The sequence below is a fragment of the Candidatus Poriferisodalis sp. genome (assembly GCF_965208555.1).
Classification (GTDB): domain Bacteria; phylum Actinomycetota; class Acidimicrobiia; order Acidimicrobiales; family Poriferisodalaceae; genus Poriferisodalis.
The window spans coordinates 40,179-58,268 of sequence record NZ_OZ242342.1 but is presented as its reverse complement, the minus strand read 5'-3'; the positions used below and the strand labels follow the sequence as shown (position 1 = coordinate 58,268).

Annotated in this window: 15 protein-coding genes; 8 read left to right on the top strand and 7 right to left on the bottom strand. The window is 67.8% G+C overall.

What is annotated here, in order from left to right; genetic code table 11:
* The first annotated feature begins 35 nt into the window (after positions 1–35).
* Positions 36–926: an LLM class flavin-dependent oxidoreductase gene (locus tag ACOGXE_RS00545; RefSeq protein ID WP_419932016.1), complete on the top strand. Its 891-nt coding sequence runs from the start codon at positions 36–38 to the stop codon at positions 924–926.
* A gap of 67 nt (positions 927–993) precedes the next feature.
* Here the strand turns inward: ACOGXE_RS00545 and ACOGXE_RS00540 are convergent, their stop codons facing one another.
* On the bottom strand, positions 994–2,325 hold the full coding sequence (locus tag ACOGXE_RS00540) for an ABC transporter ATP-binding protein (RefSeq protein ID WP_419933454.1): 1,332 nt from the start codon (positions 2,323–2,325) through the stop codon (positions 994–996).
* A 184-nt stretch (positions 2,326–2,509) separates the two neighbouring features.
* Here ACOGXE_RS00540 and ACOGXE_RS00535 point away from each other — a divergent pair, with 184 nt between their 5' ends.
* Positions 2,510–2,917 carry a nuclear transport factor 2 family protein gene (locus ACOGXE_RS00535; RefSeq protein ID WP_419932015.1) on the top strand — a complete coding sequence of 136 codons (408 nt, stop codon included), beginning with the start codon at positions 2,510–2,512 and terminating at the stop codon, positions 2,915–2,917.
* A 5-nt stretch (positions 2,918–2,922) separates the two neighbouring features.
* On the top strand, positions 2,923–4,155 hold the full coding sequence (locus ACOGXE_RS00530; RefSeq protein WP_419932014.1) for a PLP-dependent aminotransferase family protein: 1,233 nt from the start codon (positions 2,923–2,925) through the stop codon (positions 4,153–4,155).
* 48 nt (positions 4,156–4,203) lie between these two features.
* On the opposite strand, the gene ACOGXE_RS00525 is transcribed toward ACOGXE_RS00530, so the two are convergent.
* The 3 genes from ACOGXE_RS00525 to ACOGXE_RS00515 all read right to left on the bottom strand — a co-directional run bounded on the left by ACOGXE_RS00525 (position 4,204) and on the right by ACOGXE_RS00515 (position 7,211).
* Positions 4,204–5,952, bottom strand: a complete 1,749-nt coding sequence (locus tag ACOGXE_RS00525; protein ID WP_419932013.1) for an N-acyl-D-amino-acid deacylase family protein — start codon at positions 5,950–5,952, stop codon at positions 4,204–4,206.
* Positions 5,953–6,046: 94 nt separating this feature from the next.
* Positions 6,047–6,826: an SDR family NAD(P)-dependent oxidoreductase gene (locus ACOGXE_RS00520; RefSeq protein WP_419864844.1), complete on the bottom strand. Its 780-nt coding sequence runs from the start codon at positions 6,824–6,826 to the stop codon at positions 6,047–6,049.
* A 7-nt stretch (positions 6,827–6,833) separates the two neighbouring features.
* On the bottom strand, positions 6,834–7,211 hold the full coding sequence (locus tag ACOGXE_RS00515; RefSeq protein WP_419932012.1) for a limonene-1,2-epoxide hydrolase family protein: 378 nt from the start codon (positions 7,209–7,211) through the stop codon (positions 6,834–6,836).
* A gap of 183 nt (positions 7,212–7,394) precedes the next feature.
* Between ACOGXE_RS00515 and ACOGXE_RS00510 the strand changes: the two genes are divergently transcribed.
* The 4 genes from ACOGXE_RS00510 (at position 7,395) to ACOGXE_RS00495 (ending at position 12,125) form a co-directional block, all read left to right on the top strand.
* Complete coding sequence (locus ACOGXE_RS00510) at positions 7,395–8,783, top strand: CaiB/BaiF CoA transferase family protein (protein ID WP_419932011.1); 1,389 nt, start codon at positions 7,395–7,397, stop codon at positions 8,781–8,783.
* Entirely contained in the window at positions 8,780–10,015 is a 1,236-nt protein-coding gene (locus tag ACOGXE_RS00505) for a CaiB/BaiF CoA transferase family protein (RefSeq protein ID WP_419932010.1), read from the top strand. Before ACOGXE_RS00510 ends, ACOGXE_RS00505 begins: the two co-directional genes overlap by 4 nt.
* Positions 10,016–10,076: 61 nt before the next feature.
* Positions 10,077–10,832, top strand: coding sequence for an enoyl-CoA hydratase/isomerase family protein (locus ACOGXE_RS00500; RefSeq protein ID WP_419932009.1), 756 nt, complete (start codon positions 10,077–10,079; stop codon positions 10,830–10,832).
* Positions 10,833–10,850: 18 nt separating this feature from the next.
* Positions 10,851–12,125, top strand: coding sequence for a CaiB/BaiF CoA transferase family protein (locus ACOGXE_RS00495; RefSeq protein WP_419932008.1), 1,275 nt, complete (start codon positions 10,851–10,853; stop codon positions 12,123–12,125).
* A 9-nt stretch (positions 12,126–12,134) separates the two neighbouring features.
* On the opposite strand, the gene ACOGXE_RS00490 is transcribed toward ACOGXE_RS00495, so the two are convergent.
* On the bottom strand, positions 12,135–13,043 hold the full coding sequence (locus tag ACOGXE_RS00490; RefSeq protein ID WP_419932007.1) for an MOSC domain-containing protein: 909 nt from the start codon (positions 13,041–13,043) through the stop codon (positions 12,135–12,137).
* A gap of 78 nt (positions 13,044–13,121) precedes the next feature.
* Here ACOGXE_RS00490 and ACOGXE_RS00485 point away from each other — a divergent pair, with 78 nt between their 5' ends.
* Positions 13,122–14,444 (top strand): M24 family metallopeptidase, encoded by a 1,323-nt coding sequence (locus ACOGXE_RS00485; protein ID WP_419932006.1) that lies wholly within the window; start codon positions 13,122–13,124, stop codon positions 14,442–14,444.
* A gap of 39 nt (positions 14,445–14,483) precedes the next feature.
* Here ACOGXE_RS00485 and ACOGXE_RS00480 read toward each other — a convergent pair whose 3' ends face one another.
* Positions 14,484–16,391 carry an acetyl/propionyl/methylcrotonyl-CoA carboxylase subunit alpha gene (locus tag ACOGXE_RS00480; protein ID WP_419932005.1) on the bottom strand — a complete coding sequence of 636 codons (1,908 nt, stop codon included), beginning with the start codon at positions 16,389–16,391 and terminating at the stop codon, positions 14,484–14,486.
* A gap of 18 nt (positions 16,392–16,409) precedes the next feature.
* Positions 16,410–18,032, bottom strand: coding sequence for a carboxyl transferase domain-containing protein (locus ACOGXE_RS00475; protein WP_419932004.1), 1,623 nt, complete (start codon positions 18,030–18,032; stop codon positions 16,410–16,412).
* Between the last annotated feature and the right edge of the window lie 58 nt (positions 18,033–18,090).

The window sequence follows — 18,090 nt, the reverse complement described above, 5'->3', positions numbered from 1 at the left end:
CCGAGCGCTCAGGAACAGCCGGTTAGCGTGACGCCGTGACTTCAGGGAATGAGCTGAGATTCGGGTGGCTGTCGCCGTGCATCGGCAACCGCTGGAGCGACCACCGCCCGATCGTGGCCGACCAGGTGGAATGGCTGCTGCCCGAGGTGATCGGCCACTTCGACTCCCTGTGGATCGCCGACCACTTCTACGGGTTCGACGCCAAGACCGATCCGTTTCTCGAGGCGTGGACCACCATCACGTGGTGTGCAGCCCGCCTGCCTGGCGTGCAGCTGTGCCACCACGTGCTCGGACACGGCTACAGGCCGCCGGCACTCACCGCGAAGATGGCGGCGACGCTGCAGTACCTGTCGGGCAACCGGTTCATCCTGGGCATCGGGGCCGGATGGCGGGGCGACGAGTACAAGGCATACGGCTACGAGTTCCCGCCGCCCAAGGTGCGATTCACCCAATTGGAAGAGGTGGTCACGATCTGCCGCCTGATGTGGACGCAGGACGACCCCAGCTTCGAGGGCGAGCACTACCGCATCGACGGTGCAGCAGCGCCGCCCCTGCCTGAGGTGCCGCCGCCCATCTGCATAGGCGCCTCAGGCGAGCAGATCGGCCTGAAGGTCGCTGCCCGCCATGCCGACATCTGGAACACGCCGTGGCGGCGCGATCTCGAATCGCTGAAGCGCAAATGCGGCATTGTGCTCGACGAGCTCGAGCGGTTGGGCCGTGACCCCAAAGACGTCGAGATGTCGACCACCGTCGAGCGAGCGCTGCCGACAAACGACAGCGAAGCCGCCGAGTACGCCGAATTCCTGGCCTCACTGGCCGAGGTCGGCATTCGTCACTTTGTGCTCGATTTCGGCAACCCCGACAGCGCCGAACCGGCCCACCGGTTCGCCGAGCAGGTCATCGCGCCGCTGCGGGCTGCCGGTTAGTCACCCGGCCCTCCGCGGGGGGAGCGCTGAAGCTGTGGCGCAGGCACTTGTGTCCGTGACCGGAGGCTCAGTCGGCGAAGAGCTCCAATTCGGCAGGCGTCGCTGACCCTTCGGCCGACGTGGGGGAGCGCAACTCGGCTTGTTCCAGGGCCTCGGTGTAGACGCTATGCGCAGACGGGCCCATCGAAGCAAACGCCATGACGTCGGTGCCGATGAACTCGACGGCGACAGGGTCGCCTCGACGAACGGCGGGATCGGGACCGCAGCGCACGCGTAGCCGAGTGCCGTCAAGGTTTGCCACCACCATCGAGTCGTGGCCGTAGAACTCCACCAACTCGACCTCAGCGCCAGTCCCTGCGGCCAACCGAAGCTGCTCGGGGCGGAGCATCACATCCACGGTGCCGGACGGGGCACCTGCATCTAGCGCACCGTTGCCGCCGCTAGATGCCGTGCCGCCCACCGAGAGGCGGCCGAGCGCTGTGTGCACGACGCCGCCGGTGGCCTCGCAGCGCAGCCACGATGCGGTGCCCACGAAGTCGGCTACGAACGGATCGACCGGCCGGCGGTACAGCTCGTCGGGTGTGTCGACTTGCATGAGGCGGCCGTCGCGCAGCACGCCGACTCTGTCGCCCACCACGAAGGCCTCGTCCTGGTCGTGGGTGACGAACACCGCCGTGATGCCCAGCTCGATCAGCAATCGCCGGACCTCGCTGCGGACTTCTTCGCGCAGTGAGGCATCAAGGTTGGAGAACGGCTCGTCGAGCAGCAATACCCCTGGTCGTGGGGCCAACGCTCGGGCCAGGGCCACCCGCTGCTGCTGCCCTCCTGACAGTGTCGACGGCAGGCGGTCTTCGAACCCGGCCAGGCCCACGAGTTCAAGTGCTTCGCCGATCCGGCGCGGTGTTCGCTTGGCGCGTTCGAGCCCGTAACCGACGTTGCGGCCAACGGTGAGGTGCCCGAACAGCGCCCAGTCCTGGAACACCATCCCCACCCGGCGCGACTCCGGCGCCACCCAGGTGCCGCCGCGTCCTGGCGGGCCTGCCACGAACCTGTCGCCGAGCTGAACGGTGCCCGCGAGGGGACGTTCCAGCCCCGCGATCAGGCGAAGCAGCGTCGTCTTGCCGCAGCCGCTCGGGCCGAGCAGCGCAACCGACTCGCCGGGCTCCACCCGCAGCGACAGATCGCGCACCGAGTACGCGCTCGCAGCCGGCCCGTCCGGGGCGTCATCGTCGCCAGGTGCGTGTACGTCCTGGAGGGGTCCGTAGGAGTGCGTGACGTGTTCGAGGACGATGGATCGAGCCCCGGGCCAGTGGCGATCTCGGCTGTTGCCGAGCCGTGCGTCCGACTCGGCGGGTCCGGTACCTCGCCCGCGTCGCTGTGACCGAAATGCCCGGACCATGCGCACCGACACGAGTATATGCAACTGCGTCCCGAGGTATCCAGATAGGTGAATGCCAGCTGATGACAATGCCTGCTGCCTCTTGGTAGGCATAGCTAACGCCGCTGAACGCCGATGCCGGCTGTTCGATGCCGAAGTAGGTTCACATCGAGATGCAGGGTGAACCTTGGGGAATGCTGTGACCGTGACGAACGATGACCGGGTGGAGATCAGGGATCTGATCTCTCGCTACAACAAGGCGATCGACACCGGCGATGCTGATGGCTACGCCAACACGTTCACACCGGACGGGCAGTTCATCGGGATCGTGGGCACCTTCAACGGCCGTGACGAACTGCGTGCGTTCGCTGCCGCCTATGCCACCGAGGAGCAGTACGCCGACTTCGCCTCCGCACAGCACTGGGTGACCAACGTCGTCGTCGATGCCGTGGAAGGCGATGATGAACGAGCCACGGTGTTCAGCCACCTGCAGATGGTGAAGCCGTCGGCTGACGGCGGGCGGATCCTGCTGGTCGGCCACTACGACGACATCGTCCGCCGAGCCGACGACGGGTGGCTGTTCGAGCAGCGGATCGTGGTCTCGGACGCCTGAGTCCCATGCCCGCGTTCGACATGGCAGGCAAGTTGGCCGAAGGGCTGCCCGCACCGGCGGGCGGGTGGTCGCCGATCCCGAAGTACAGCTTTGTGGGCGGCAACAACGACTCGCCCAGTGTGCCGGTCGGCGGACTGACCGAAGCCGCCATGGCGGTGCTGGCCAAGCACGGATCGAATCTGGCTACCTACAACCTCGGCGGCAACCCGCAGGGGTACGAGGGCTTGCGGAGCTTTGTCGCCCAGTCGCTCGCGACCAACGCCCACATGCCCACCGATCCCGACCAGGTGCTGGTGGTCTCCGGCTCGCTGCAGGCACTCGACCTGGTCAACGCAGCCTTCCTGCGTCCGGGTGACATCGTGGTTGCCGAAGAGGCGACGTACGGGGGGATGATCTCGAAGGTGAAGCGCCGCGGCGCGAGCTGCGTCGGAGCCGAGCTCGACGACGACGGCATCATTCCCGAGCGTCTCGAGTCCCTGCTCGACGAGCTGGCTGCGGCCGGCACGCTGCCGCGGTTCATCTACACCATCCCGACGGTGCAGAACCCCACCGGATCAGTGATGCCGGTCGAGCGCCGGCGGCAGATCCTGGCCATCGCCCGCCAATTCGGCGTGCCGATCTTCGAGGACGAGTGCTACTCGGACCTGCAGTGGAGCGGCGAGCGCCCGCCCACGCTGCGAGCGCTGGACTGTGCCGAAGCGGAGGGACAGAGCGCCGTGATCTATTGCGGCTCGTTTTCCAAGTCGATCGCGCCTGCCCTGCGGGTCGGCTACCTAGTGGCCGATCTGCCCGTCATCCGGCAGCTCGCTGCCCTGAAGGACGATGCTGGTACCGGCGCGCTGGAGCAACTCGTGCTAGCCGAGTATGCGAGCGCCCACTTCGACGACCATGTGAGCCAGCTGCGGAACACTTTGCAAGCGAAGTGCCGAGTGATCCGTCGCGCAGTGAGCACGCACCTTGGTGCCCTCTCACCAGCGGCCATCAAGCTCGGCGGGCCGGTGCAGGTGACCGACCCCAAGGGCGGCATCTTCGTGTGGCTGACGTTCCCGCCCGGCACCGACACGGCGCGCTACCTGGCGCCCGCTGCGGAGCAGGGCATCCAGTTCAACGAGGGTGCGGCTTGGTCGGTCGATCCGGCGTGGGGTGCGTGTCGAATGCGGCTGTGCTTCGGCAGCCTGTCCGACGATGACCTACGCGAGGGCGTAGCGGCTCTCGCCGAAGTGATCGCCGCGGACTAGCCGCGCTGCGTCTGTCCGGCCGCTAGCCGCGCCGTATCTGATCGGCCGCTAGCCGCGGCCGTGACGCAGGAGCATGCCGGGGGTGGCCCCGGTGCACTCTCCGTCCTGGAAGGTCTCCACGCCGTTCACCAGGATGTGGCGGTAGCCATGCGCACGCTGCACCCGACGCCACTCGCCGCCAGGCAGGTCGTAGGTGGCTTCGCCGATCCACTCGGGGTCGATGGCCAGTTCGCCCATGTCGTATACGAGCACATCTGCCGGAGCACCTTCCCGCAGCACGCCCCGGTCCTTGAAGCCCGCAGCGTGAGCCGCCAACGCTGACATCCGGTAGTGGGCTTCCTCCACCGTGAGCTTCTGCTCGTCGCGCACCATCCATGCCAGAAAGTCGGTGGTCCAGGCGCCGCCGGTGAAGAACTTGGTGTGAGCGCCGCCGTCGGACACTCCCGGGATGGTGTAGGGCGAGTCGGTGTACACCGCCGACATGTGGTCCACGTTGAACTCGGGACCCTCGCCCAAGAACTCCGTGCGCAGGTCGGTCTCGAGCGAGAGGTCCAGCATCACGTCGATGTAGTGCTTGCCTTCCTGCTCGGCGATCTCGCCCAGCGACTTGCCCACATACTTCTGCAGGTCCTCCCGCCGGGCCACGCCCTGCACCACCAGCTTGCGAGGCGGCCCGCCCACGGCGCCCTGCGTGTTGGCGAACAGGGTCGAAGCCTCCTCGGTCTCGTGGCGCAGCCGCTCCCGCACTGCGGGGTCGGACATCTTGCGGATCTTCTCGTCGAGCGTGCCAGTGGTGGCCTCCCGCCACGCCGGGCTGGAGTCGTACAGGTTCCACTCGTCGAGCGAGAACGCGAAGCCGGTGCGGATCGACGCACCCTGCCCGAAGATGCGCAGGCCCTCGTCCTGGGCGTCTTGGAGCCACTCCAGCCGTTCCTGGTGCACCCGCGGGTTGCGCTGGCTGACCGGCACGACGTTGTCGATGATCGGCCTGCCGCTCACTTCTGCGAGCTGCCGCTTGAACGCCAGATCGTCAGGATCATTGACGTTGGCGCTGGTGGCCTGGGTGAGCTGGATGAAGCCCTCGTCCCGGTCCCGCAGCACCTCGGCCAAGTTGAAGATGTCGTCGTCGCACATGGTGTCGGTGACCATCGGGCTGCCGTCGAAGTCGGCCTGGGTCGAGTTGGGCCCCAGCCGCTGGATGGAGAAACCGCACAGGCCCGCGTCCATGCCCTCGTGCAGCAGTCGCTGCATCTCCTTGCGCTCGGCGTTTGTGGCCGGCCGGCTCTTGGCGGCTTCGAGGCCCATCACGTAGATCATCAGCGACGCTGTCGGCATGTACTGGAGCACGTTGACGCCTTTGGGCGCAGCGTCGAGCGAGTCCAGGTACTCCGGGATGGTCTCCCAGTCCCACTTCGGCAGCATGCCTTCCTGCATGGCCGCCAGCGGGATGGCCTCGGTGCGCACCATGGTCAGCATCGAGCGCTCCCGGAAGTCGGGCTTGCACGGGGCGAAGCCGAATCCGCAGTTGCCCAGCACCACCGAGGTCACGCCGTGCCAGCTCGAGATCGAGCAGTACGGGTCCCAGCGGATCTGGGCGTCGTAGTGGGTGTGCAGGTCGATGGCCCCGGGCGCCACGATGCAGCCGGCGGCGTCGATGACCTCCCGGGACGGCCTGTCGGCCCGACCGCCGATCTTGGCGATGCGACCGTCGGCGATCCACATATCGCCTTGGTAGCGAGGCACCCGCGCCCCGTCGACGATCGTGCCGTCCTTGATGTGGATGTCGTATTCCTCCACGATGTTCCCCCCTTGGCCCAGCGCTGCAAAAAACCTAACACAGCTTCGTAAATCGGCGGCCGAGCCGGGCGGGGGTGCCTGGAGCCGGCGGGCGTTAGAAGATGCTGAAACCGCCGTCGATCTTGATGACGTCGCCGGTGTGCCAGCGTGAGGCGTCGCTCATCAGGTACACCGCAATCGGGCCGAAGTCGTCAGGCACTCCCCAGCGGCGCATCGGGATGCGCGGCATCACGTTGTCGACGAACTTGTCCCAGTTGAACAGGCGCTCGGTCATCGCCGTATCGATCCAGCCGGGGATGATGGCGTTCGCAGTGATCTTGTAGCGGGCCATCTCGACCGACAGCCCCATCATCATCGCCAGCATCGCTCCCTTGGTGGCTGCGTACGCCTGGCCGCGGGCGGCGCCCTGAATGGCGGTGCCGCTGGAGGTCAGCACCAGGCTGCCGCCCTCGCCCTGGGCGATCATCTGGCGGGTGGCGGCGCGCAGGGTGAAGAACACGCCGTGCAGGTTCACGTCGATGACGCTGAACCAGTCCTCGTCGGAGTGCTCGTGGAAGCCCTGCTGGTTCTGGGTGCCGATGCCGGCGTTGGGGAAGCAGGCGTCGATGCGCCCGTAGCGCTCCACGACCGCCGCCATGGACTCCTCGACCTGCTCCTGGTCCGAGACGTCGCAGCGCAGCGCGCTCGCGGACGGGTTGATCTGCTGCAGCTCGGCCTCGGCTGCCGCGTTCTTCTCGGCGTTGGTGCCCCAGATGCTGACGTCGGCGCCGGCAGCGGCGACGCCGCGGGCGTAGCCGAGCCCGATGCCGCCGTTGCCCCCGGTGATGACTGCGACTTTGCCGGTGAGGTCGAAGCCTTCGTACTGGTACGCCACAGCGGGCTCAGCCCTTGATCTGGCGCATGAACATGCCGTTGTCGAAGTAGTCCCGCCAGAACGTGATCAGCCCGTCGTTGACCTCGAAGATGCCCATCACCGGCAGCTCGATGAGGCGGCCTGAGCCGGTGTGGAAACGGTCGACGCGCTCGTTCATGACCGTGTTGCCGGTGGCCGTCTGTCGCACGACTTCGAACTCCACGGGCCCGTCGCCCTTTGTCAGGCCGCTCAGGAATTCCTTCATGGCATCGGGACCAGTCATGTCGCCGACTGGCACATTGTCGTAGTAGACGTCGTCGGAGACATGAGCGGCTGCGCCGTCGAGGTCCTTTGCTTCGATGCAGGCGATGAACTTGCCGACGACCTCGGTTGGGGAATCTGACATGGCTGTTGTGCTCCAGTCTTGGACGGCTGGCGAGCCCAGCCGCCGGGGCCTCTGGTGTAGCACGCAGCATGATCCGATGCGCAGCCGGGACCCCGGGAGCGGTGCCTCGGCAGGAGCCGGCTCCCAGAGTGGCCGGGAGTAAGGTCAGCGGGCTATGAGACCGCAGCAGGTGAGGTGTCAACCATGACGGGCAGCACTGACCGCCGGCCGCTCGATGGCGTCCGGGTTTTCGAGATCAGCATCGCGGTGGCAGCGCCATGCTGCGGGAAGATCCTGGCCCACCATGGCGCCGAGGTGTTCAAGGTGGAGGCCCGCAGTTATCCCGATGTGGCACGGGCCTTCGGCTCGGCATGGGCACGAGATCCCGAGCTGGCCGACGTGTTCTGCGACACCAGCCCCTACGTGCCCGAGATGTCCTGCGGCAAGCGTTCGGTGGGCTTCGAGCTGAAGCAGTCGGGCGGGCTCGAGGCCGCCAAGCGCTTGCTGGCTACCTGCGATGTGTTCCTCACCAACTTTGCTGCGCCGGGCATTGCCGAGCTGGGTCTCGACTACGCATCTGTTGCCGAGCTGCGCCCCGACATCATCTACGCCGGCATGACGGGCTTCGGCGTTGATCCCGACAAGCCGTATTACCCCTTCCGAGCCTTCGGGCCCAATCAGGCCCCGCTCGTCGGCTGGGATGCCCTCACCGGGTTTCCGCACGAGGAGCCCGCAGGCATTCCGTCCATCGCACCGCCCGACTACATGGGCGGCCTGCATGCCACGCTGGCGATTCTGAGCGCACTGCACGAGCGTGACCAGACCGGCGAGGGACGCTTCATAGACATCAGCCAGCTCGAGACGACGGTGTCGTTCCTGGGCCCGTACCTGGTGGGTCAGGACCTGGGGGTGCCGGAGCCGTTCCGCAACGGCAACCGCGTGCCGTGGTCGGCACCGGCCGGCATCTACCCGTGCGCCGGCGGCGACGTGTGGGTCGCGGTGGAGGTGCAGAGCGACGAAGCGTGGCAAGCGCTCACCGGGGTGGCGGAGTGGTCGGAGATCGATGCCCACGACGGCAGCGGGCAGCCGGCGCTCTCGACATATCCCCATGCGTCCCTGGCTGAGCGACTCGCCAACCATGACGCCATCGATGCGGAACTGTCAGCGTGGACGGCACGGCGCAGCCCGCAGCAAGCGGCGGCCGAGCTGCAGGCGCTCGGCGTGGCGGCGTACGAGGTGCTGGACCACCGCGGAGTCCTCGTCGATCCGCAGGTGCACGACCGCCGGCCATACTCGATCGTCCCGTGCCCCCGCCTCGGCAGAGATCTGTTCGTACGGGACCCGCTGCAGATGAGCGAGACCCCGCCGTACGTGACACGGTCGGGCCCGAACATGGGCGGCGACACCACCGAGGTCATGGCCGAGCTGGGCTACGCCGATGACGAGGTGTCCCAGATGATCGAATCGGGCGACGTGTTCACCGATTCGCGGCCTGAGCTGGTGCTCGAACGGCCATTCGACCGCTGGTACGAGTCGGTGGGCATCGCCGAGTTCTACGACTCCGAAGGCAACGTCACGGGGGGCGGGCAATGAGCGCCGAACAGGCCGCCCCCGAGCGTCGGGGCCCATGGACGGGCACCCGGGTGCTCGACCTGACGGGCCTCTCGGGCGCCTACGGCACACGGGTATGGGCAGCGCTCGGAGCCGACGTGATCTGCGTGGAGCCTCCCCAGGGCAACCCCGTGCGGACGATGCCGCCGCTCGCCCCGGGGCACAGCGGACCCGAAGCCAGCCTGTGGTGGGCGTACTACGCAGCTTCCAAGCTCAGCGTGGTGCTGGATCTCGCCGACGCTGACGATGTCGCTGCGCTGGTGAAGCTGATCGGCTCAGCCGACGTCGTGCTCGACGACGCACCCCCGGCCACCCAGGAGACCTACGCGTGGCTCGCCGACCGCGGCGAGGGCGGCCTCGGCGTGGCGGGCATCGTCGAGCGATTCCCGCACGTCACTTGGGTGTCGATCACTCCGTTCGGCATGACCGGTCCACGGCGTGCCTGGCGCTCGTCGAACCTGATCGGCTGGGCGTCGTGCGGTCTGGCGTCCACGGTCGGCTTTCCCCACGGTCCGCCATTGACGCCCGGCGGCGAGATCGGCGTGCTGATGCACGGCGCGTCGCTGTACGGCGTGATCGGATCGATGCTCGCGTTGCGAGCCCGCGATCAGGCCGCAGCGAACGGCGGTCGTGGCGTCGGCCAGACTGTCGATCTGTCGTTGCAGGACTTCGGCCTCTGGCTGTCTCCCGAGACAGGCGTCCCGCTGTACCTCGACGATCAGGTGCCGAGACCTCGGGCCGGCAACCGGCGGCCGATCACCAGCCCGATGGGCATGTATCCAGCCTCTGACGGCTACGTGGCGATGATCGCCATCCAGCCCGCTCACTGGAACGCCGTCGCCCAGTGGGTGCACGAGCTAACCGGCAATGAAGGCATCCTCGACGACATCTTCGTGGACATCGTGGTGCGGCGCGAGGCGCTCGAAGCCGTGGACGCCTGGGTCGAAGAGCTGACGACACAGTTCACCAAGCAGGAGTTGTTCGTCGAGGGACAGCGCCGGCGGATACCGATCACCCCGGTGAACACGGTCGGCGATCTGCGTACTGATCCCCATCTCGAGGCGGTCGGCTGGTGGCGGAGCGAGGAGCATCCGCTGCTGGGCAGCTACACCGTGCCTGGTTCGCCATTCAACACCGACGGCGACTGGTGGGCCTGGGATCGCGCGCCGATGCTGGGCGAGCACACTGAGGAAGTCCTCGGCGAGCTGAGCTGAGCGACGGCGAGGCCGCGTCAATAAGACTGCGTCGGAAACTGAGCTGCGGGGAGCGGGCGCAATGATCAGGCTGGAGCACGACGGCGCGGTCGGCGTAGTGACGCTCTCGCACCCGCCGCACAATCTCATCGGCGACGAGTTCATCGAGCGCTACTGCACCGCGCAGGATGATGCCGTGGCCGCCGGCGCGCGGGCGATCCTGGTGCGCAGCGATCTGCGTCACTTCTGTGCCGGGGCTGACGTCAAGGCGCTGGGCCCTGGCGACGACGGCGCCGCCAGCGACCCTGCAGCAGTGCTCGACCGGCTCGAGTCGATCCCGGTGCCGACCGTGGCGGCGATTCATGGCGCAGTGCTGGGTGGCGGCTTTGAGCTGGCATTGGCGTGCGACATGATCGTGGCCGCCGAATCGGCGCAGGTGGGCGCCGTGGAGGTGACCTTGGGCCTGGTGCCGCTGCTGGGTGCTATCCAACGCCTAGTGGCCCGAGCCGGCCCGGCCAGGGCACGTGAGATCACCATGCTCGGGCGCCGCTACCGGCCTGCGGAACTCGAACGGCTGGGCGTGGTGAACCTGGTCGTGCCGGACGACGAACTGGAAGAGGCATCGATGTCCTTGGCGCGCCAGCTGGCGGCGGGGCCCACGGTTGCGCTGGGCGTCATCAAGCGCGTGGTCAACATCGCAGTCAACAACGGCACGAAAGCCGCCGACGAAGCATTGAGCGGTGAGCTGGCGACCATGTGGGCGTCCAACGACGTGCGACGCGGTACCAAAGCGATGTTCACCGATGGTCCCGGAACAGCGGTGTTCGAAGGCAACTGAGCGAATCGAGGCAGCGACGTGACCGACGTGACTTCCGAACCGCCCGGCAGCGCAGGTGACGCCGACCCTGCAGAGGCGCCCGCACACGCTGCACCGCTGGAGGGCATCACCGTGGTGGATTTCACGCGAGTGCTCGCCGGGCCGACAGCAACCCGGATCCTCGTCGAGATGGGTGCGTCGGTGACCAAGGTGGAGCCACCGGCGGCCGATATCGCGCGGGCCGCATCGCCTTCCGCGGGACCGACATCGGGGTACTACCTGCAGCTGAACGGCGGCAAGCGGAATCTCAGCATCGACCTGAACTACCCGGAGGGACGCGCTGCAGTCTTTGAGCTGTGCAGCAGAGCAGACGTGATCGTCGAGAACTACCGGCCGGGCACGATGGCGACCTTCGGCCTGGACTACGAGGCCGTGAGCGCGGTCAATCCGATGGTCGTGTACGTGTCGATGTCGGGCTACGGGCAGGACAACCCGTGGTCGGGCCGACCCGCGTTCGCGCCCACAGTGCAAGCCGAGAGCGGATCGACGGCGACGCATCTCGCCCACTACGGCGACCTGTTGACCCGACCCACGACGGATTCGACCAGCCAGGCCGATCTGTACACGGGCGTCCAGGGCGCACTCGCTGCCATCACCGGCCTGTACCAGCGCAGCGTGACTGGCCGGGGAACACACGCCGATGTCTCGATGATGGCCACGATGCTGTCGGTGAACGAGCGGCTGCACATGGAGGCCAACGGGCTGGATCCGCTCGGGGAGCCGACAGCGCTGAGCGCTCCCGAATCGCCGATTTTCGAGTTGGCCGACGGGTCGCTGATCACCATTGCCGCATCGCCCGTGTGGACTCCGGCATTCGGCCGGTACTGCACGATGATGGGCCGCAATGACCTCAAGGCCGATCCGCGCTACAAGACGCCGGAGCTGCGCCGGGAGCACTACGACGAGTTGATGGCCGAGGTCGCAGCGTGGATTCGCACCTTCGGGAGCATCGACGAACTAGAGCACCAGGTCTCAGGAGCCGGCGGTCTGGCTGTCGGTCGCATCCGGACGTCGGGCGAAGCGCTCGACACCGAGTGGGCCGAGGCGATCCAGCCGTACTACAGCGTCGAGGCCGATGGGCGCGAACTGCGGCTGATGCGCGGGCCATGGCGATTCGACGGCCTGTCGACGGCGCCATTGCCGCTGGCGGCAGCGCAGGGGGCGCACAATGCCGAGGTCATGGCAGAGCTCGGCGCGACCGAGGACGAAATCGCCGATCTGGCCGAGCGAGGCGTGCTCCGCTCCAGGGACTGAGGCCGCTGCTCAGCGCGGTGGGTCGAGCAGGGGCTGTCCGGTGGCCGTCACGATGACCGGGTCGCCTACAGAGACCACAGCGCCTTCGGGATCGATGGTGCAGGCGATGCCGAACATGGCATTGCCCTCAAGCATCCCTCGCATGCCTGGCGAGAATCCTTCGGCGCTGTAGCACCAGCGGTGCTCGCGCAGCACCAGGGCGGGCTCACGGTGCCGCTCGCCGGTGTCCTGGTCGATCTGGGGGACGGCACAGCGGGGCCATACCACCCGGGCGGCGAGTTGGGCGGGGCCGATCGAGAACTCCGTCCAGGTGTCCTCGGCCCACGGCTGGTCGTTGGTGACGATCAGGTTGGCACGGAACCGCTCGATGCCGAACGGTTCGGACGCCCGCGCAACGAGATCGTCGAGGGAAGCAGTGCTGGCGACCAGCACGGGCGCGGCGTCGGCGAATCCGGTGGGGCGTCCCCGGAACAGCCGCATCGGCCGTGACGACTCGGGAGTCAACGCTGCGAGCCTGGCCGGGAAACCGAGCACTTCGCTGAAGAACTCGGCGGCTTCGTCTCCCGCATCGGCGCACGCCACTTCGTCGCCGATGAGCGCAAGGACAGTGACGTCGTTGGCGTCGGGCCGCTTCACCTCGATCGTGCCCACGCCGGGTGCGCTGACGGTCAGGCCGCCTTCGATCGGCTCCGGTGTGACCGTGGCGAGCGCCGCGTTCCGGCGCTGGGTGACCGCCTCGCCGAGGGCGCCGTCTGACGCATCGTTCTGGTCGGGGTCCGTCACCACCTGCCATTGCCGGTCGCCTTCGAGCCCCGTTGCGGTCACCGTCGCCGAGTCCAGCTCGATGCGGCGGCAGCCCTTGACGGGGTGGATGGCGATACCGGTGAGCGATCCGCCGTCGTGGCTCTCCGTGGTCATGGTCAGACCCTAGGCTCGCCGCGCACCGCTGTCTCGGAGTCGCGGCGGCCTGGCTGACGTGGGGAGGGACCGGCAGGCATGTCGCGTCGGGGATTCGAAGCTCGCCACCGTCCCAAGATCGGCACCGAAAGAGCCGAACCGCCCCAGTGGCTGCTGGACCACACCGATCTCAACATGCACGCGCTCGGACCCGGCGCCGATCTGGAGGCCACGTGGGTGGCGGCCGGACTCGAACTGCCCAACCGCTCCGCCATGCGCCGGTACCGGCTGGAGCGCGTGCGCGAGCAGTTGCGGGGCGCCGGCTGCGACGCAGCGCTGCTGTATGACCCGCTCAATGTCCGGTATGCCACCGACACCACGAACATGTCGCTGTGGACCATGCACAACGCCGTCCGCTACGCGTTCGTGGCCGCCGAGGGGCCCGTGGTGGTGTTCGAGTTCTCCGACGGGGAATTCCTCGACGCCCATTCCGAGACGGTCGACGAGATCCGCCCGGGACTGTCGTACATCTACTTCAAGGCCGGGCCGCGCTCGGGCGAGACTGCAGACCGCTGGGCGGCAGAGATCACTGGGTTGGTGGACGAGCACGGCGCGGGAGCGCGACGCCTCGCTGTCGATCAGCTCGAACTGCGCGGGATCCGGGCGCTGGAGCGTCGCGGCGTCGAGCTGGTCAGCGCCGGTGAGCTGATGGAGCAGGCCCGTGCGATCAAGGGCCCCGACGACATCCGGGCCATGCGGTGCGCTGTGCACGCCTGCGAAACGGCGGTCGGCGAGATGGCCGCCGTCTTCGAGCCCGGAGTGAGCGAGCTGGATCTGTGGGCCGAGCTGTGGGCCGGCAGCCTGCGGCGCTACGGCGAGTGGATCGAGACCAGGCTGCTGTCGTCGGGACCGCGCACGAATCCCTGGTACCACGAGGCCAGCAGTCGCCGGGTGCAGGCGGGCGAGCTGATGGGTTTCGACACGGACCTGATCGGTGCGTACGGCATGTGCGTGGACTTGTCACGGACATGGCTGTGCGGCGGCGGCAGCCCTAACGGTGCCCAGAGCGACGCGTGGTCGCTCGCACTCGAACAGATCCAGCGCAACACCGAGCTGCACTGCCCCGGAGCAACGCTGCGGGAGATCACCGACAAGGCGTGGTACCCCGATCCCGAGCATTACCGCGGCTACACGGTCATCTCCCACGGCGTTGGGCTGTGCGACGAATACCCGGCCGTCTACCACCGACACAAGTGGGACTCGACCGGCTACGACGGGGTTCTGGAGCCCGGCATGGTGATGTGCGTGGAGGCGTTCATCGGGCCGAGATCAGGCGGCGAAGGCGTGAAGCTGGAAGAGCAGGTGCTGATCACCGAAACCGGCAACGAGGTGCTGACGAGCCTGCCGCTCGAACTGGTCTAGACCCCAGAGCCGTCGGGGTCGTCGGGGCCGTGGCCGCGATCAATCCGGATCGGCCGGCAGGTCGCGCTCGTGTTGTTCGAAGCTGACGAGCACCTGGTTGGCTTCGACGGCATCGCCCGGTGTGCAGCGGACTTCGGCGACGGTGCCCGCCCCGTGCGCGGCAAGCGAGTGCAGCATCTTCATCGCCTCCACCACCACGACGACGTCGCCGGCGGCAACAACATCACCCGTCACCACCGGCACTTCGACCACGACAGCAGGAAACGGCGCAGCGACCGAGTCGACGTCGCCGGTGTCGTCGGTCGCGGTAGGCGCCCAGGCTTCGGAGCGATCTGGCACATCGAACGTGATCGTGTAGCCGCGGAGATTGACGGCCGCGCCCTGCGAGGTCGCGCTGCTGGCGCTCCCGGCCCCGGCCGCAGACATCGCACCGGCGGACACCTCGTGGAGCTCGCCGATCTCATCGCGCAGCACGGCGACGGCGTCCGAGGTGTGCGGGGTGAGCCGGAAGTCGCTCAGCACGGTCCACGGCCCACTCTGGGCTGCAGCACGCTCGTCCAGCAGGCGGACCAGCCATGCGGCTGCGGCCACCGCGGCGGCATCGGCCGTCGGCGGCGGGGCCGGCAATTCGGGCGCGCCGAGCGCATCGATCACGTTCGTGGTCATCTCGCCGTCGCGCAGTTGGGGCGCGTCGACGAGCCAGCGCAGGAATCCGGCGTTGGTGGGAACCGGCCCCACCACAAGCCCGTCGAGAGCGTCTCGCAGCGCGTCGAGTGTCTCATCGCGACCCGGTCGGGTGACGATGAGCTTGGCGATCAGCGGGTCGTAGAACGGGGAGACCTCGCTGCCTGCTTCCACTGACGCATCCCAGCGAACCCCTTCGGGAACGCGTACGTAGCCAACCGGGCCCGCCCGGGGCGTGAATCCGTCCGACGGATCCTCGGCATTGATGCGGGCTTCGATGCTGTGCCCGCCGAACGTGACGGCTGATTGGTCGAGATCCAGCGGCTCGCCGGTGGCCGCTCTCAGCTGCAGCTCCACCAGGTCGAGCCCGGTGATGGCCTCGGTGACGGGGTGCTCCACCTGCAAGCGAGTGTTCATCTCCAGAAAGAAGAACTCGCCTGTGCTGGCATCGACGATGAACTCCACGGTGCCGGCGTTGTCGTAACCGATGCGATGGGCGAGCGCCACCGCCGCGTCATGCAATCGGCTGCGGGTGGCGGCATCCAGATTGGGCGCCGGCGCCTCCTCCAGCAGCTTCTGGTAGCGACGCTGCGAGGAGCAGTCGCGAGTGCCGAGATGGATGACCGTGCCGTGCCGGTCGCCGACGACCTGTACTTCGATGTGACGGGGACGCTCGATGTAACGCTCCACCAGCACCCGGTCATCGCCGAATGAGCGCAATGCCTCGGTGCGGGCCTCAGTCAGCGCGGCGTCGAACCCGTCAGCCGAGCGGACGATGCGGATGCCCTTGCCGCCCCCGCCCGCGGACGCCTTGACCAGCACCGGAAAGCGCATCCGCTCGCCTGCGGAGCTGATGTCGGCGTCGCTGAACCCGGGAATCGTCGGCACACCGGCTGATTCGGCGATAGCGCGGGCTTCGATCTTCGAGCCCATCTGGGCGATGGCGTCGGGATGCGGCCCGACCCAGGTCAGTCCCTCGTCGATGACTGCCCGGGCGAAGTCTGCATTCTCGGACAGGAAGCCATACCCGGGGTGAATCGCGTCGGCTCCGGACTCGTGTGCAGCCGCAACGATTGCTCCGGCGTCGAGGTATGAGCGCTCGAGCGAGGCCGGCCCGATGCAGTGCGCCTCGTCGGCGTCGCGCACGAATGGCGAGCGGCGATCGGGTTCGGCATAGACGGCGACGGTTCGCCAGCCCAGCCGGCGCGCGGTCGCGAACACCCGGCTTGCGATCTCGCCTCGGTTCGCGACCAGCAGCTTCACGGCGATAGATCTTCCCGGCTACATCCGGTAGACGATGCCGCTGCCCGGGGCGGGGGCATCCTGGCGGGCCGCGAGCGCCAGGCAGAGCCCGAGCGCGTCCCGCGTGTCGGCGGGGTCGATGAGACCGTCATCCCACAGACGGGCGGTGGCGTAGTAGGGGTCGCTCTGGCGTTGGTACTGGTCGGCCACTTCGGCTCGCATGGCCGCGATCTCCTCGTCGGTGGTCTCCGTTCCCCGCATGCCGGCGAGCCGGATGTCCACCAGCACGGTCTGGGCGGTCTCGGCGGACATCGTGGCGATGCGGCTGTTGGGCCAGGCGAACAGGAACCTGGGGTTGAAGCCACGCCCGCACATTCCGTAGTTGCCGGCACCGTAGGAGCCCCCGATGAGCACCGTGTAACGCGGCACAGTGGCGTTGGCCACGGCGGACACCATCTTCGCCCCGTGCTTGGCGATGCCGGCTGCCTCGGAGTCGCTGCCCACCATGTACCCGGTGGTGTTCTGCAGGAACAGCAGCGGCACCCGCCGCTGCTCGCACAGCTCGATGAAGTGAGTGGCCTTGAGAGCATCGGGGGAGAAGATGATCCCGTTGTTGGCGATGATGCCGACTTGATGGCCCCAGACCCGAGCAAAGCCGCAGGTGATGTGCTCGCCCCACTCCGGCTTGAACTCCGAGTAGCGGGAGCCGTCGACCAGACGGGCGATGACCTCTCGTGCGTCGAAGCCGATGCGGTCGTCAGCGGAGATCACGCCGTAGATCTCGGCTGGGTCGTAGTGGGGTGCTTCCGGCGCTGTCCATGACAGCCAGCCCTCGCGGTGATCCACCGGACGCTGGTTGACGGCGGCGCAGAGCTCGCGCAGCTTGCCGTAGGCCGATCGCTCGTCGGGTGTCATGTAGTCAGACACGCCCGAGATGCGGGTGTGCAGCGCAGCGCCGCCGAGGTCGTCGGGCTCGATGATCTCGCCGAGCGCGGCCTTCACGATGGGCGGGCCGCCGAGGTAGATGCGGCCGATGCCCGACACCATGATCACCTCGTCGCTCAGGGCCGGAACGTATGCCCCGCCTGCCGTGCAGCCGCCCAGCACCACCGAGATCTGGGGGAGGCCCATGGCTGAGAGCCGGGCCTGGCGGTAGAAGCTGCCGCCGAAGTGGTCCTTGTCGGGGAAGATGTCGTCCTGCAGGGGCAGGAAGGCGCCGCCGGAGTCCACCAGGTAGATGACGCCGAGGCCGTTCTCGGCGGCGATGTCCTGGGCACGCACGTGCTTCTTGATGCTGACCGGCAGCAGCGAGCCGCCCTTCACCGTGGCGTCGTTGGCGATGAACATCCACGGCACGCCGCAGACCACGCCGACACCGGTGACGATGCCCGCGCCGGGGGCGCTGTTGTCGTACATCTCCCAGCCCGCCAGCGTGGAGAGCTCCAGGAACGGCGTGCCGGCATCGCACACCAGGTCGATCCGGTCCCGCGGCAGGATCTTGCCCCGGCTGTGATGGCGCTCGATGGAGCGCTCCCTGCCAGCCCCGCCCGAGATGGCGAACTGCTGCCGCTCACGCAGCACAGCGAGCAGATCGGCATAGGCCGCCGTGTTCTTCTCGAACTCGGTGCTGCCGGTATCGATGCGGCTCTCGAACTGTCTCATGTGCGGGCGGCGTCCCTGAGCAAAGGCGTTTCCGTCGTCGAAGATCGTACGGGGCGCG